Annotated in this window: 16 protein-coding genes and 1 tRNA gene; 6 read left to right on the forward strand and 11 right to left on the reverse strand. The window is 65.0% G+C overall.

The features are described 5' to 3' along the window. Positions 1 to 2 precede the first annotated feature (2 nt). Positions 3 to 1,070 (reverse strand): phosphotransferase, encoded by a 1,068-nt coding sequence (locus A5645_RS04285; RefSeq protein ID WP_065037696.1) that lies wholly within the window; start codon positions 1,068 to 1,070, stop codon positions 3 to 5. Positions 1,071 to 1,119: 49 nt separating this feature from the next. Here A5645_RS04285 and A5645_RS04290 point away from each other — a divergent pair, with 49 nt between their 5' ends. Beyond that, positions 1,120 to 1,704: a TetR/AcrR family transcriptional regulator gene (locus A5645_RS04290; protein ID WP_065037697.1), complete on the forward strand. Its 585-nt coding sequence runs from the start codon at positions 1,120 to 1,122 to the stop codon at positions 1,702 to 1,704. On the opposite strand, the gene A5645_RS04295 is transcribed toward A5645_RS04290, so the two are convergent. From A5645_RS04295 to crcB (A5645_RS04305), 3 genes are read right to left on the reverse strand one after another with little or no spacing between them, the layout of a single operon-like run. Next, positions 1,698 to 2,795, reverse strand: a complete 1,098-nt coding sequence (locus A5645_RS04295) for a DUF190 domain-containing protein (RefSeq protein WP_065128575.1) — start codon at positions 2,793 to 2,795, stop codon at positions 1,698 to 1,700. The genes A5645_RS04290 and A5645_RS04295 overlap by 7 nt on opposite strands. Then, positions 2,792 to 3,160 (reverse strand): fluoride efflux transporter CrcB, encoded by a 369-nt coding sequence (crcB, locus tag A5645_RS04300; protein ID WP_065037699.1) that lies wholly within the window; start codon positions 3,158 to 3,160, stop codon positions 2,792 to 2,794. Before crcB (A5645_RS04300) ends, A5645_RS04295 begins: the two co-directional genes overlap by 4 nt. Beyond that, complete coding sequence (crcB, locus tag A5645_RS04305; protein ID WP_065037700.1) at positions 3,157 to 3,552, reverse strand: fluoride efflux transporter CrcB; 396 nt, start codon at positions 3,550 to 3,552, stop codon at positions 3,157 to 3,159. The genes crcB (A5645_RS04300) and crcB (A5645_RS04305) overlap by 4 nt, the downstream gene beginning before the upstream one ends. 79 nt (positions 3,553 to 3,631) lie before the next feature. Here crcB (A5645_RS04305) and pgm point away from each other — a divergent pair, with 79 nt between their 5' ends. The 3 genes from pgm (at position 3,632) to A5645_RS04320 (ending at position 6,636) form a co-directional block, all read left to right on the forward strand. After that, complete coding sequence (gene pgm / locus A5645_RS04310; protein WP_065128576.1) at positions 3,632 to 5,260, forward strand: phosphoglucomutase (alpha-D-glucose-1,6-bisphosphate-dependent); 1,629 nt, start codon at positions 3,632 to 3,634, stop codon at positions 5,258 to 5,260. Between the two features lie 77 nt (positions 5,261 to 5,337). Continuing rightward, the gene (locus tag A5645_RS04315; protein WP_436405466.1) at positions 5,338 to 6,510 is read left to right on the forward strand and encodes an MFS transporter; all 1,173 of its coding nucleotides are present in this window, start codon (positions 5,338 to 5,340) and stop codon (positions 6,508 to 6,510) included. 53 nt (positions 6,511 to 6,563) lie between these two features. After that, positions 6,564 to 6,636: transfer RNA gene (locus tag A5645_RS04320), tRNA-Ala, on the forward strand. Between the two features lie 70 nt (positions 6,637 to 6,706). On the opposite strand, the gene A5645_RS04325 is transcribed toward A5645_RS04320, so the two are convergent. Beyond that, entirely contained in the window at positions 6,707 to 7,186 is a 480-nt protein-coding gene (locus A5645_RS04325; protein WP_172830461.1) for an ATP-binding protein, read from the reverse strand. Positions 7,187 to 7,359: 173 nt separating this feature from the next. Between A5645_RS04325 and A5645_RS04330 the strand changes: the two genes are divergently transcribed. Continuing rightward, positions 7,360 to 7,722: an STAS domain-containing protein gene (locus A5645_RS04330; RefSeq protein ID WP_065128578.1), complete on the forward strand. Its 363-nt coding sequence runs from the start codon at positions 7,360 to 7,362 to the stop codon at positions 7,720 to 7,722. A gap of 19 nt (positions 7,723 to 7,741) precedes the next feature. On the opposite strand, the gene A5645_RS27525 is transcribed toward A5645_RS04330, so the two are convergent. Then, positions 7,742 to 7,915 (reverse strand): hypothetical protein, encoded by a 174-nt coding sequence (locus A5645_RS27525; protein WP_155767836.1) that lies wholly within the window; start codon positions 7,913 to 7,915, stop codon positions 7,742 to 7,744. 471 nt (positions 7,916 to 8,386) lie between these two features. On the opposite strand from A5645_RS27525, the gene A5645_RS04335 reads away from it, so the two are divergent. Then, entirely contained in the window at positions 8,387 to 8,878 is a 492-nt protein-coding gene (locus A5645_RS04335) for a hypothetical protein (RefSeq protein WP_155767837.1), read from the forward strand. A gap of 35 nt (positions 8,879 to 8,913) precedes the next feature. Here the strand turns inward: A5645_RS04335 and A5645_RS04340 are convergent, their stop codons facing one another. The 5 genes from A5645_RS04340 to A5645_RS04360 all read right to left on the reverse strand — a co-directional run bounded on the left by A5645_RS04340 (position 8,914) and on the right by A5645_RS04360 (position 12,848). Beyond that, positions 8,914 to 9,726, reverse strand: coding sequence for a DUF1906 domain-containing protein (locus A5645_RS04340; RefSeq protein ID WP_065037706.1), 813 nt, complete (start codon positions 9,724 to 9,726; stop codon positions 8,914 to 8,916). A gap of 101 nt (positions 9,727 to 9,827) precedes the next feature. Then, positions 9,828 to 10,175, reverse strand: coding sequence for a hypothetical protein (locus A5645_RS04345; RefSeq protein WP_231123029.1), 348 nt, complete (start codon positions 10,173 to 10,175; stop codon positions 9,828 to 9,830). A gap of 142 nt (positions 10,176 to 10,317) precedes the next feature. After that, positions 10,318 to 10,794, reverse strand: a complete 477-nt coding sequence (gene rnhA, locus A5645_RS04350) for a ribonuclease HI (RefSeq protein WP_065128580.1) — start codon at positions 10,792 to 10,794, stop codon at positions 10,318 to 10,320. A gap of 452 nt (positions 10,795 to 11,246) precedes the next feature. Then, positions 11,247 to 11,714, reverse strand: coding sequence for a hypothetical protein (locus tag A5645_RS04355; protein WP_065034760.1), 468 nt, complete (start codon positions 11,712 to 11,714; stop codon positions 11,247 to 11,249). 132 nt (positions 11,715 to 11,846) lie between these two features. After that, the gene (locus tag A5645_RS04360; RefSeq protein WP_065128581.1) at positions 11,847 to 12,848 is read right to left on the reverse strand and encodes a glycoside hydrolase family 6 protein; all 1,002 of its coding nucleotides are present in this window, start codon (positions 12,846 to 12,848) and stop codon (positions 11,847 to 11,849) included. Positions 12,849 to 12,866 lie beyond the last annotated feature (18 nt).

A 12,866-nucleotide genomic window follows, 5' to 3' on the forward strand; every position in this document is an offset into this window, starting at 1 on the left:
GTTCATCGTGTGATCTCGACCAGTGCCTCAGCGGTGTCCAGATCGGCATACGCGGCCGAATAACGTTGTGCCAGTGCGATAGCAATGTCCGGACGCTGCCACAGTTCACCGGCGCTGGCGGTGCATAACCAGATCGCGAGTCCGTGTGCCACAGACGCACGGTAGCGCAGCCAGACCTCCTGGGCGCTCGGCAATTCCTCGGCGGGTAACCCGAGGGAGACGCGGTATTCCTCCAGCAGCGCGCGTTCGCTGCTGCGGCGATCGTCGATGGTCAGGGCGCCTTGCAGGAAGTAGCCCAGATCCAGCGACCAATTGCCGCTTCGGGCGACCTGCCAGTCCAGGAAGCCGACCTCGTCATTGGGAAGCAGATAGGTATTGCCGATGTGCGGGTCGCCGTGCAACAACGTCGGGGGTGAAGTCGTCAGAGTTCTGATGTAGGGCTTCCAGATTGTTTCGATGAGTTGGTCGATGGTCAGCGCCAGCACCTCGGGGGGCGCGTCGCCCAGACTTTGCTGCGCTTGATGCAGTGGGGCGTATTGCATTCCGTCCCACGGCAAGAAGGGCTCCAGCCAGTGCAGGGCGGGATGCTGCAACGCCCGTTCGCCCCAGTATCTTCCGTGCAATCTGGCCAAACCTCGCACGCCGGTGGCGACCTGCTCCACGGACATCGGCCGCGTGGCATCCCGCGGATCGGCGCCGCGGGCGGTGAGGTCTTCCATGAGCAGCACGAAATCGTAGGCGTCCTCATCAATCAGGGCGGCGTAGACAAGGGGATGTTCCAGCGGCAGTTCGACGCCGCAGGTGAACAGTCGCGGTTCGTGGAACATGCCGCTGGTCAGTCGGATCATCTCTTTGTGTGCCGGATCGGCGGCCTTGGCGAAGAGGGTCGCCGGCCCGGTTCCGGCCGAATAGGTCACGCTCAGCCGGGCTCGCCGATTGGTGCCGTCGTCGCGCCCTGTCACCTCGACCGTGTCGACCTGGCAACCCGGATGCTTCGCGGCAAGCGCGGCTGTCATCCACTCCGGCGTCAGGTCATCCCAGGTCTTAGGTACCGAGAGCGCGGCGGTCATTAAGGGTCCTTCCGGTGCTCGTAGAGATACGACACGTATCGTTTCCTATATGACGGTAACTCAGCTCGGTCGGCCGCGCGATAGGCAGCTCGACGAGGCGATCCTCGCCGCTACCCGGGACCTGCTGGCGTCGGCCGGCTACGCGGGACTATCGATGGAAAGCGTTGCCGCGCGTGCCGGCGTGGGAAAGAAGACGGTGTACCGCCGCTGGCCCTCGAAGGCACCTCTGGTTGCCGATGCCGTGTTGGCCGCATTTGGAGGGTCCGGATCGTTCCCCGTCGCCGAGACCGGAGACATCCGCGACGACCTGACATCGTGGCTCGACGAACATGCCGACTTCCTGGCTGAACCGGCCAACGCCGCCCTGGTGCGGGCACTGGTGGCGGCAGCGGCGGCGAATTCCGCCGACGGGATTGCGCTGTATCAGCAGTTGAGCGCACCGCAGCATGCGGGTGTGTTGGTTCGGCTCCATCGTGGTGTGCGGGATGGACAGATTCGTGCCGACACCGACCTCGATGCGGTCGCGGAAGCATTGATCGGCACGTTACTACTGCGTGTGATGACGCACGGAGGCGCGGCGCGGCGCTTCGCTGGATTGCTTGATGCGCTGCTGGCGGGTTGCGGCGTTCAGTAATCGTATTCGGCAAGCGGTGTTTCGGTGCTGCGTTGCGTGCCGTCCAGCGATATCGCAGCGGGAACCATTTCGCTGGTGACCAATCCGTGGTGGACCGTCAGCTCGTCGACCACGGTGAAACTGCGCGCGATCGCCTGTGGTGTGTCGACGATGATGGTGGCCAGCGGCACCTTGCGGGTGAGCTGAAAAAGCTTGTCGCCGTGTGGTTCATGGTCACCGTGGAAACCCCAGATGCCGCGTAGCACGGTAGCGCCGCGAGCCGTCTGGGACTGCATCAGCCGGTGCACTATGGCGCGGTGGATCGGTTGGGTGTCATCGCGACCGACCTCGGCGGTGTGCACCATCAGCTTCTGCCACAGCGTGCGGCCCTGGCTGTCGGCCGCCGGTAGCTCCTGGGGGCGGGCGAACAGTTCGCCGTCACGTTTGCACAACCGCACCCGTTCGACGGTCAGCAACGGGTTGGGCAGCATCCGGGCCAGTTCGGTGGCCGCGGCCGAAACCTGTGCAGGCAACCCGACTGCGATGATCATCTGGGGAACATTGACGTTGCGGCCGAAGAAGCGGGCTCGCTGGCGCTGGCCGTATGCGGTGCCGTCGACCCCGAGAAGCACTGTGGCGCCGGCGAATGAGTGCCGATGCAGCAGTTCGCAGATCGTGTAGTGGGCGGGCTTGCCCGCGACGCGTACCTGGCGGCCGACGTAGATGGTGAGCTTGGCCGCGTCTCCGGTCCGGCTGTCGATCTCGCCGAGGGCGTCGGTGCCGCTGTCGCGGGTGATCAATCGCGCTCGTTCCAGTGTCACCATGCCGCGACCGGTCATCGCTGCGACCTCGTCGACCAGGGGACGGATCTTGGATTCGACGTCGACCGCCGCGATGGTGACCGGCGGGTCTTCGGACAGGCTCAGCGATTGATCGGTGCGCAGATCGCCCTTGGGGCCGAAGCTGGCGATGCCGCGCAGCATGACGCTGGTGGCCACTCCGCGTGAGCCGAACAGGTCCAGCATCCCGTCGGCCAGAAACCGCCTGGGTTCACCGACGGCGCGCTGCCGCTCGCCGAAGTATGCGGTCAGCTTCAGGCTCTGTTCGCTCATATCAGCCCCGCGATCCGCTGACCGAGTACCGCCGCCGCCAGCCCAAGGACGACGCTGACGCCGATATTGGCGAACGCCGCGAGCAGCTGCCGTTCCTCGCTGAGACGTTGGGTTTCCAGCATCCAGGTCGAAAACGTCGTGTAGGCGCCGACGAACGCGGTGCCGGCCAGCAAGGCCACGTCCTTCGGCAGCGCGAGGGTGGCGAGGAACCCGAGCAGGGCGGCACCGGTGATGTTGACCGTCAGCGTGCCGAACGGAAAGCCGCGGCCGACCCGGCGGGCGACGGACCGGTCCACCAGAAACCGCGCCACCGACCCGATGCCGCCGATGGCCATGACGCCCAGCCACACCAGAACGGTCGTCATCGGATGCGCACCCGGCGGACCAGGGCCGTGGCCAGGTACACCGCCAGCAGGCCGAGCACGATGCTGACGAGCGTGTAGCTGGTGGCCAGCACCCAATGGCGGTGCTCGATCATCCGGACGGTCTCGACCTGCATGGTGGAAAAGGTGGTCAGCCCGCCGCACAATCCGGTGCCCAGCAGGGGACGACGATAACTGGACAGCGGCAATCGTTCCAGGAGTCGGGTGGTGAAGTATCCGACCAGGAAGGCGCCGACGATGTTGACGACGAACGTAGGCCAGGGCCAACGTGCCGGATCGGGAACAACGAGCGTCGCCAGCCCGGCTCTGGCCAACGAGCCCAGCGCGCCGCCGGCGAAAATTGCTGCAAGCTCTCGATAGTCAGGCCGCGCCACTGGTGTTTACCTCCCGTGTGCCAACCGTGCGCCTAGCAGCCTAAGACCGGGTCGCGGGATGTGGGCAGAATTGGTAACCATGGCCAACCCGCGCGCCGGTCAGCCGGCACTGCCCGAAGACCTTGTCGACCTGTCGCACCTGGTGACGGCGTACTACACCGTCGAGCCTGATCCCGACGACGTGGCGCAGCAGGTCGTGTTCGGCACGTCAGGGCATCGGGGATCGGCGCTGAACGGGGCGTTCAACGAGGCGCATATTCTGGCGATCACCCAGGCGATCGTCGAATACCGGGCCGCACAGGGCACCACGGGTCCACTGTTCATCGGTCGGGACACGCACGGGCTTTCGGAGCCCGCGTGGGTTTCGGCGCTGGAAGTGTTGGCCGCCAACGATGTTGTTGCCTTTGTCGACGCGGCCGACCGGTACACGCCGACGCCGGCGATCAGCCACGCCATCTTGACTTACAACCGCGGCCGCACCGAGGGTTTGGCCGACGGGATCGTGGTCACGCCGTCGCACAATCCGCCGCCCGACGGCGGCTTCAAGTACAACCCGCCGCACGGTGGTCCGGCGGACAGCGACGCGACAGGGGCAATTGCCAAGCGCGCCAACGAGATTCTGCGAGATATGTCCGCGGTACGCCGTGTCCCGTGGGCACGTGCATCAGGTTCCGTGCGGCGCCACGACTATCTGGGCGCCTACGTCGACGACTTGCCGAATGTGGTGGACATCGATGCGATACGTGAGGCCGGGGTGCGCATCGGTGCCGACCCGCTGGGCGGGGCCAGCGTGGATTACTGGGCGGAGATCGCCTCGCGTCACCGCCTCGATCTGACGGTGGTCAATCCGCTGGTGGACGCGACGTGGCGGTTCATGACGCTGGACCACGACGGCAAGATCCGGATGGACTGCAGTTCGCCGGACGCGATGGCTTCCCTGATCGCTAATCGGGATGAATACCAGATCGCCACCGGCAACGACGCCGACTCCGACCGGCACGGGATCGTCACACCCGATGAGGGGCTGCTGAACCCGAACCACTATCTGGCGGTGGCGATCGACTACCTCTACACCCATCGGCCGTCGTGGCCGGGCGGTATCGCCGTCGGCAAGACCGCGGTGAGTTCGTCGATCATCGACCGGGTGGTGGGCGGTATCGGGCGTTCGCTGGTCGAAGTGCCGGTCGGGTTCAAGTGGTTCGTCGACGGGCTGATCGGCGGAACCATCGGGTTCGGTGGCGAGGAGTCGGCGGGCGCATCGTTCCTGCGGCGGGACGGGTCGGTGTGGACCACCGATAAGGACGGCATCATCTTGGCGCTGCTGGCATCGGAGATCCTCGCGGTGACCGGTCGGACCCCGTCGCAGCGGTACGCGGAATTGGCGTCGGAATACGGTGCGCCGGTGTATGCCCGGGTGGATGCGCCGGCCGACCGTGAGCAGAAGGCTCGGTTGTCTCGGCTGTCTGCCGAGCAGGTGACGGCCACCGAGCTGGCGGGGGAACCGATCACGGCGAAGCTGACCAACGCGCCGGGCAACGGCGCGCCACTGGGCGGACTCAAGGTGACCACGGCCAACGCGTGGTTCGCGGCCCGGCCCTCGGGCACCGAGGATGTGTACAAGATCTACGCCGAATCCTTCCTCGGATCCGAGCATTTGACGGAGGTGCAAGAAACCGCGCGAGAGGTGGTCAATAAAGTCATCGGGTGACCATTTCCCTGCGACGTCCTAGGTCCAGGGGGGCCACCCGGCTGCCACGCGAAGTCTGGATCCTCAGCTGGGCAAACATCATGGTCGCGCTGGGTTATGGCGTCATCTCGCCGGTGATGCCTTCCTTCGCCCGTTCTTTCGGAGTCAGCATCGACGCGGTGACCTTCCTGGTCACCGCTTTCTCGTTGAGCCGGATGTGCTTCGCCCCGGTCAGCGGTGTGTTGGTGCATCGGCTGGGGGAGCGGCGGATCTACATCGCGGGTGTGCTGATCGTGGCGTTGTCCACCGCCGCGTGTCCCTTCTCCCACACCTACTGGCAGTTACTGGTGTTCCGGCTGATCAGCGGCATCGGATCGACAATGTTCTTCGTCTCGGCGCTGGGACTGATGATCCATATCAGCCCACCGGATGCGCGGGGACGGGTCGCGGGGCTGTTCACCACCTCGTTCATGGTGGGCGCGGTCGGTGGTCCGGCGGTCGGCGGCATCGCCGCGCACTGGGGGTTGGCGGCTCCCTTCCTTGTCTACGGCGGCGCACTGCTCGGCGTGGTGGTGGTGCTCGCATACAGCCTGCGGAACTCGGAACTGACGGCACCCGGGCCGCCGACGCGTTCGACGGTGACCATGCGCCAGGCGCTACGTGTCCGCGCATACTGGGCGGCTTTGGGAGCCAGTCTTGCCACAGGCTGGTCGGCGTTCGGGCTTCGGGTCGCGCTCGTCCCGCTGTTCATCACCGACGTCATGGGTCGCAGTGTGGGCATCATCGGCGTGGTGCTCGCAACGTTCGCGGTGGGCAACGCGCTGGCCGTCATCCCGAGCGGTGACCTGTCCGACCGGATGGGGCGGCGCACATTGCTGATCGTCGGGCTGGCCGCGTCCGGTGCGGCAACGGTGTGGCTCGGCTTCGCGACTTCGTTGCCATGGTTTCTGGCGGCGGCGTTCGTGGGCGGCGCGACGGCGGGCGTCTACATGTCACCGATGCAGGCCGCGGTGGCCGACATCCTGGGCAGCGAGGCCCGGGCCGGTGCCCCGGTCGCGATGGTGCAGATGGTGTCCGATCTCGGCGCGATCGTCGGAGCAACCGCGGTCGGTTGGGTGGCCGGGCACATCAGCTACGGGTGGAGCTTTTCGATCAGCGGGATCGTGCTGTTGATTGCCGCCTTCGGCTGGGTGCTAGGGCCGGAAACGCGGCTGGTTGGCGCTTGTGACTATGGCTCGGCGGCTTCTTCGGCGGCCGACGAGGATGACTGACCAGCGGTTTTGATGGACGGTTGCAGGTGGTGTAGCTTCGATTGGCACGACTTGGGGCTATGGCGCAGCTGGTAGCGCACCACACTGGCAGTGTGGGGGTCAGGGGTTCGAGTCCCCTTAGCTCCACTCAATAATCGCAGCTCAAAGTCCTATTCGACCCGCTGAGCTCGCGTATCAGCAACAATGCAGACGGGCATCAGCATTCTCTTGGCTCGCTCAGCCGCGCCCCGGCTCTCCGATCAGCAGCTGCCGGCACATCGAAGTGCATGGTTATTCGTGTGCCTTGATCCGTGCCGTCGATGGCGCAGCGGTCAGCGAGCCCTTCCATGAGGAACAAGCCCCGGCCTCGGTGCTGGGTCGGCGTCAGCGGAGCATCTGGCGAGTCGATCCAGCGGCCACCGTCACTGACCACGACTGTGACGGTTCCCTTATGCAGTGCCGCTTGCACCGAAACCGATTGGGTTGCGTCGGAGCAACTCCCGTGCTCAATCGCATTTGTGACGGCTTCGCCCGCGGCCAGCAATATGTCGTAAATTCGGGCAGGGTCAAGTGCCAAGCCTTGGAGCCAGTGTCTTAACTCGTGGCGGAAGGTCGCGATATGTTCCGGCGCGGCAGCAAGGTGGACGGCAAAGGAGCTGCCGCCAACCTGGTCAACCGGTGGCACCTCGCGGGACATCGGAGCGAGCATAGCCATTTGGCGGGTCGATTAATCCTGCTTGCGACCTCGGGCGAGCCACCCCGATACGGCAAAAGATCTCTGCCTCGTCGCCGACGATCGGGCACGTTAAGCTCTCTAAGTTCGCACAGGGTAAGAAGCGCCCTCCCGGACGACCCCCGAAACGAGGGCCAATGTCGCCTGAGGATCTAATCGCCACGTCGGTCGAGCGCCGGGCCGGTGTGGTCCTGCTCACGGTCACGGGTGAAATTGATCTGAGCTCCGCTCCACACCTGGCTGGCGCTATCGACGAAGTTCTAGCCGAAGAGCCGGCGGCGCTCATTATCGATCTGTCGGGGGTGGACTTTCTCGCCTCGGTGGGACTGCAGTTACTCGGCCAGACAGGCGAAAGATCAAAAGGGAAGCGGTATTTCGCGGTGGTAGCTACCGGGCCGACCACCCTCAGACCCATCCGCTTGACCGGGATAGACTCCAAGTTCGAGCTCCACACAACCGTCGATGACGCGCTGCGAGAGATACCGCCCCCCATCGAATAGCGCCTGGTTGCGACGCGCCTTACGGCAGCGCCGCTTTGATGTGCTCCGCAAGCTCCCTCGCGTCGACGTCGCCGAGAGTGGTTTGTTCCCGGCCTTTGCGGTAAGCCTCGAACGCCACTCGGATCGGGTCGGCGCTGTCTTCAAACTTTTCGCCTCGAACATTGATGTCTGGCGGTGTCACGTTGTATCCCATTGCTGAACTCCTATCCGTCACATCCCTAATGCAGCGTGCCGGCATCGTTTCGCTCAGCGGCGATGACCATCGCCCGAGCCACTGCCGACTCAGCAATCACCACTCTTAAGTCACTAGCTCTTTGCTGCCCCGACGCGCGCTGATCGTGAATACCACCGCTGCACGACTTCAATCAGTCGACTCCAATCAGTCCACCGCCACGAAGGATCGCGCCCAAGACGATCCAAGAGCCTTGACTGCACGCCGGCGCGCTCACCGACCCAACCCTGTGGTGTGAACAGCTTCGACTCGCGCAGCGCGCCGGCATCGGCTGGCAGCTCGTTTTGACCACTGATTCCCCGGCCATCGCCGGGGTTACGTATTAGTCGCGGCCTGGGGGCACCGGCGTCGCTGCGATGACGCGAAATCTGCTGTCGCAAGAGTGTCCCTGCGCGACATCAGGGGTTTCTTGACCGAGGCGGCAGGAGTTCAATGGTTACAGCTGTCGTCATTCGAACAGGGAACTGCCCGAATGGTGTACCGAACCTAGAAAGGACCTCGGTGTATCTGGGTTTCCGCGAAGAGTTCCACCTTCCTGCGCATCGGATCTTCCCGTATTTCGCTACTCCCGCGGATTGGGCCACTCTGTACGGCGCGGCGGGTAATACCAAGTCCAAAGGCGATGGCTGGTACGCCGTTCCGCTGAAGCGTTTCCCGTTTCCGCTTGTGACTCGAAACGTGGAGGTGCAACCCGATCGGCTCGTACGGTGGACCTTTGGTGGATTCTGGCGCGGTGTGGGCGAGGTGCAGCTGATCGAGTCCGGCGGCGTCACCGTTGTTGCGGGATTCGAGTACATCACTGCGCACGGATTCTGGTTGCTGGCAACACCTTTCGAAGAGCGGTTCATGGCCGCGGAGTTCGAGCGGATCTGGGCTCTTGGTTGGGACCGTATCCGCCGCAATGAGCAGCAGTATCGCGGCTGAGCGGCCTGCACCGGTGGACGAAATTGGTGGTGGGCTCAAGGATGAAGGTTCCACTGACCGCAATCCGCAGCAAGGACGTCGTTGACGTCGACCTCTTGCCCCCCGACTTTCGGCCCTGGATTCGACGCCGTACTAACCACGCGTTGGTAGAGGACCGCGCCCGGGTAGATCTGACCCTCGGACCAGGCCTTGGTCTGCCAGGCCCACCGACGGCCGGGGGTGCGCGAGTTTCCGATGACGCCGTCGTCGGCCGCCCACTTGCACACGTCGATACCGCCGTAGACGCCGGTGCGCTGCACGCCCAGCACCGAGTTGATGCCGCGAAACCACTTCAGCGCCACGTTGTTCCAGGTGTCGTGGTTGATGTCCTCATCGATAGTGAAGAAGATCGGGGCACTCTGGCCGCCGCCCGCCGCGGTGTGCAGTTTCCAGGCGGTGCGAGCATCGGCGACGCCGCCGTCGAACCCGCGCTTGAAGTCCGACGGCGCCGACCCGCCCGGCTTGCCGTACTGGTAATTGCTGACGATCATCAGCCCGGCGGCGGTCAGTTGCTCGGCGTAGGGCCGGGTGATCGGCTTGGCGCCGAACGACGAGCCGGGCCGCGACAGCGAGACGTAGTTGATGACACCGTGGTAGCCCGCGGCCCGAATGTGCTCTGCCGGAATCTGATGCATCGCGAAGTCAATCAGCTTGGGTGCTGCCGCGGCCGACGCAGGGACGGCGGCGCCGGCCGCCGCTGCCGCATACAACCCCGGCAGCGCAGCAATCGCCGCCGCGTAACGCAATACGTCACGCCGGGCGATCGGGCGCGACCGCCCCAGGCATGGATCACACAACAACTCCTGCATCGCGCGATGTTAACTATGTGATTTCAGTTAACAGAAGTGGTGTGTCGTAGCTGATATCAAATCGGGCTGTGTGGTTGACCGGCCAGAGCCACGACGCAGTTCTAGCAACGGATGGGTTCGCCGAACAGACCGGTGCCGCACTCGAATGCGGACCCCGGCGGCGGGTTCGGGCCATCAAAGACATTGCTGGCGCCATTGTCGATGCTGCCGTCGAAGTTTTTGCTGGCGACATTGCCCATCCCCATGCGCACGTACTGCCAGGTGTGGCACACGTTCATGTCCCACACGTAGACGGCGCCAGGGCCGGCCGGCGGATACATGGAGTCGCCTGGGCACCATTGATGAGGCACCGATGGGGCGGCCGACGCGGTTCCCGTACCCAGACCCAGGCCTGCCGCGGCGATACCGACAGACGTCAGCGCTGCGGCCAGCATCCGTGTGGTGTGCATTCTTTCCCCCTTGTCTGTGCGCCGCGTCTCGGCGTCGTCTCGGCGATTAGACCGGTGCGGTAGCGCTACCGATCCCAACTTCGGCGTGTGTCAGCGCCCAGGGAGCCAAGCAGCGGCAACCAGGGGCAAGCGGCCGCGTGCGCTATTGAGCTGCGGCTAGGGCGATCGCTTCGCGCATGCCTCGCAGTGCCAGTTGGTCGGCGAGTTCGTTGTCGGCGACACCGGCGTGCCCCTTCACCCAGAACCACTCGACCCGATGCCGCGCGCAGGCCGCCTGAAGTCGCTGCCAGAGGTCGACGTTCTTCACCGGCTGCTTCGCGGCCGTCATCCAACCGTTACGCTCCCAGCCAAGAACCCACTTGGTGATGCCGTTCCGGACGTACGTGCTGTCGGTGAACAGGTGCACGTCCACGGCGCGGGTCAGGGCCTCCAGCGCCATGATCGGCGCCATCAGCTCCATCCGGTTGTTGCTGGTCTGGCCGGACTCGCCACCGCACATCTCGCGGACGTGCTGACGTTGGCGCAACACCGCCCCCCAGCCGCCGGGCCCAGGGTTGGGTCTGCAGCCGCCGTCGGTGTGGATGACAACGACATCCGCGGTGAGGGAAGCGATAGGCATGTGTCGAGAATAGGCAACCTGTCTTGAGATTGGCTGCGTGACTCGCAGGCGGGCCGCCGGTGATGGCGACGTCCGAGGCTGCTGGGATTAGTGATCTGTCGTAAGGCACTGTCTGAGCAAGTAGTGCACCTGCGGGGTGGTGCGGAAAATCGTCGAGATCGTTGGTGATCAAGCTAAGGGCGACATCGCCAAACTGCTCTTGACGCACAACCATGGTGGGCCGATGGTTCGGAATACCAACTGGCAGAACAAAATGCGGCTTGTTGACATGCGGCCTGCTACATCTGGCCGAAATAGCCGGTCCGATCGCCGCAAGTTTGCGGTCGCGACACCGCGAGCCCCTCGCCCTGGGTACATCGCCGTCGACGCCGTTCTTCCTGTCTGCCGAGTATCACTCGCGGGCAACGTCTTTCGTTTCGTGCCGGAGGTGGAAGTATCGACGGTGACACAATTCAGTGCTGGACGCGGATCCCGATGCTGCTGAGCGCGCTGCTGAGATCATCGCAATACCGGACCGGCGCGGGCGCCGGCGGAATGCCGACCGCTCTGCCCCCAGTGGCCCACCGCTGACTACGGCTTCGTCGGGAAAAATCCACATAGCCAGCCGCCCGCAGCGTGAGCAGAACGGTGACAGCCAGCAGGCCGCCGCCGAAAGCCATTACGGAGAAAGAGATGTCGCGCCGGGCAGCCACCATCGCGTCGCATTGAGCCGTGTAGTCGCTCGGCTCATATGGTGCGCCGAAGTGGGTCTGCAGGTCCCGGTTGACGACATCTTCGTGGGCGGCAACGGAACGGTCCGGATGGAATCCGGTGCCACAAGCGATCGGGGTTCCCCCGCGATCGACGACTTGCAGCGACAGGGGCAGTGTCAACCCGAAAAGTGACCCGAGCACCGCTGCGGCGCCTAGCACGCCGAACACCCACCTCACCGTGCAGCCCTCCGGTTCTGCAAAGCGACTATTCGACGTATGTTTACCCCGCCCCGGGGTTTTTACGCCGATAGCTGGAGAAAAAGTTACGCCTGTCCGGAGGCCGGCGGAATGATTTTCGGGTTAACCAGCGCGGCGCGCCAGATCGATGGCGAACTGGTTGACGAAGGTGCCCGCCGGCGGGTCGCCCTTGTCGCAAGTTCCGTCGGATTCGCCCGGCCGCTTCACCCAGAGGTAGGCGTCGGCGTGGGCACCCGCGGTGGCCGCCGTAGGCGGGGTGCCCAGCGCCCGGCCGCTGGGGTTGCACCAGTTCAGAGCGGAGTCCGGCGCTGGTCCCACGCCGTTGCGTGAGGTGTCGATCACGTAGTGCGAACCATTCGTGAGCCCTGAGATCGCCTCGCCGTAGCCGATCTCGTCTCCGGTGGTGAAGAAGTTCGCGGTGTTGAGGCTGAATCCCCGGGCCCGGGCGACGCCTGCCTGGTTGAGCCGACCGGCCATGTCCTCGGCGCTGTGCCAGCGCAGGTGGCCGGCGTCGACATACACGGCCGCATTCGGGTCGCGCGTCAGCGCCTCGACGGCGTAGCGAATCAAGTCGTAGCGTTCCTGGCGCTGGTCACCTGACAGGCAGTCGGCCATGGCCAGAGCATCGGGTTCGACGACGACCGCCGCCGGCGAGGAGCCAAGGTCGTTGGCGATGCCGTCGATCCAGCCGCGGTATTCACCGGCCGAGCCGAACCCTCCGGCGGCGAAGCTGCCGCAGTCACGGTGCGGGATTCCGTAGATGCTGAACACGGGCATCGCGCCGGCGGCCGCCGCGTCCCCGGCGTACCTGGCGACCGTCGACGCCGAAGAGCCGGGCACGATCCAGTACGCCTGCGGGGTGTTGGCGATGGCGGTCAGCTCGGGGCTCGGCGGCTCGGCGTGCTGGGCGGCGCGCATCGCCGCGGAGTTGGGGTTGACGTAGAACGGCATGCCGGCCAGTGGGTTGCCGTCGGCGGCCAGCCGCACCGACGGGGCGCGGCCGACCTGCACCGGGTCGGCAAGGAAACCTAGGCCGGCAACGGCCGCAACTGTGAGGAAAGGGGCGATCCACCGCGCGAGGGCACCAGCAGCTGAGAACATCACCCCAGGAAATTAGCGTTC

The sequence above is a fragment of the Mycobacterium asiaticum genome (assembly GCF_001673635.1).
GTDB classification, from domain to species: domain Bacteria; phylum Actinomycetota; class Actinomycetes; order Mycobacteriales; family Mycobacteriaceae; genus Mycobacterium; species Mycobacterium asiaticum_C.

Coding starts and splice junctions, on each gene's coding strand:
- A5645_RS04345 (WP_231123029.1), bottom strand. CDS start 10,175: ATGCACACCACACGGATGCTGGCCGCAGCGCTGACGTCTGTCGGTATC.
- A5645_RS04290 (WP_065037697.1), top strand. CDS start 1,120: ATGACGGTAACTCAGCTCGGTCGGCCGCGCGATAGGCAGCTCGACGAG.
- A5645_RS04285 (WP_065037696.1), bottom strand. CDS start 1,070: ATGACCGCCGCGCTCTCGGTACCTAAGACCTGGGATGACCTGACGCCG.
- A5645_RS04295 (WP_065128575.1), bottom strand. CDS start 2,795: ATGAGCGAACAGAGCCTGAAGCTGACCGCATACTTCGGCGAGCGGCAG.
- pgm (WP_065128576.1), top strand. CDS start 3,632: ATGGCCAACCCGCGCGCCGGTCAGCCGGCACTGCCCGAAGACCTTGTC.
- A5645_RS04335 (WP_155767837.1), top strand. CDS start 8,387: ATGGTTACAGCTGTCGTCATTCGAACAGGGAACTGCCCGAATGGTGTA.
- crcB (WP_065037699.1), bottom strand. CDS start 3,160: ATGACGACCGTTCTGGTGTGGCTGGGCGTCATGGCCATCGGCGGCATC.
- rnhA (WP_065128580.1), bottom strand. CDS start 10,794: ATGCCTATCGCTTCCCTCACCGCGGATGTCGTTGTCATCCACACCGAC.
- A5645_RS04325 (WP_172830461.1), bottom strand. CDS start 7,186: ATGTCCCGCGAGGTGCCACCGGTTGACCAGGTTGGCGGCAGCTCCTTT.
- A5645_RS04330 (WP_065128578.1), top strand. CDS start 7,360: ATGTCGCCTGAGGATCTAATCGCCACGTCGGTCGAGCGCCGGGCCGGT.
- A5645_RS27525 (WP_155767836.1), bottom strand. CDS start 7,915: ATGGGATACAACGTGACACCGCCAGACATCAATGTTCGAGGCGAAAAG.
- A5645_RS04340 (WP_065037706.1), bottom strand. CDS start 9,726: ATGCAGGAGTTGTTGTGTGATCCATGCCTGGGGCGGTCGCGCCCGATC.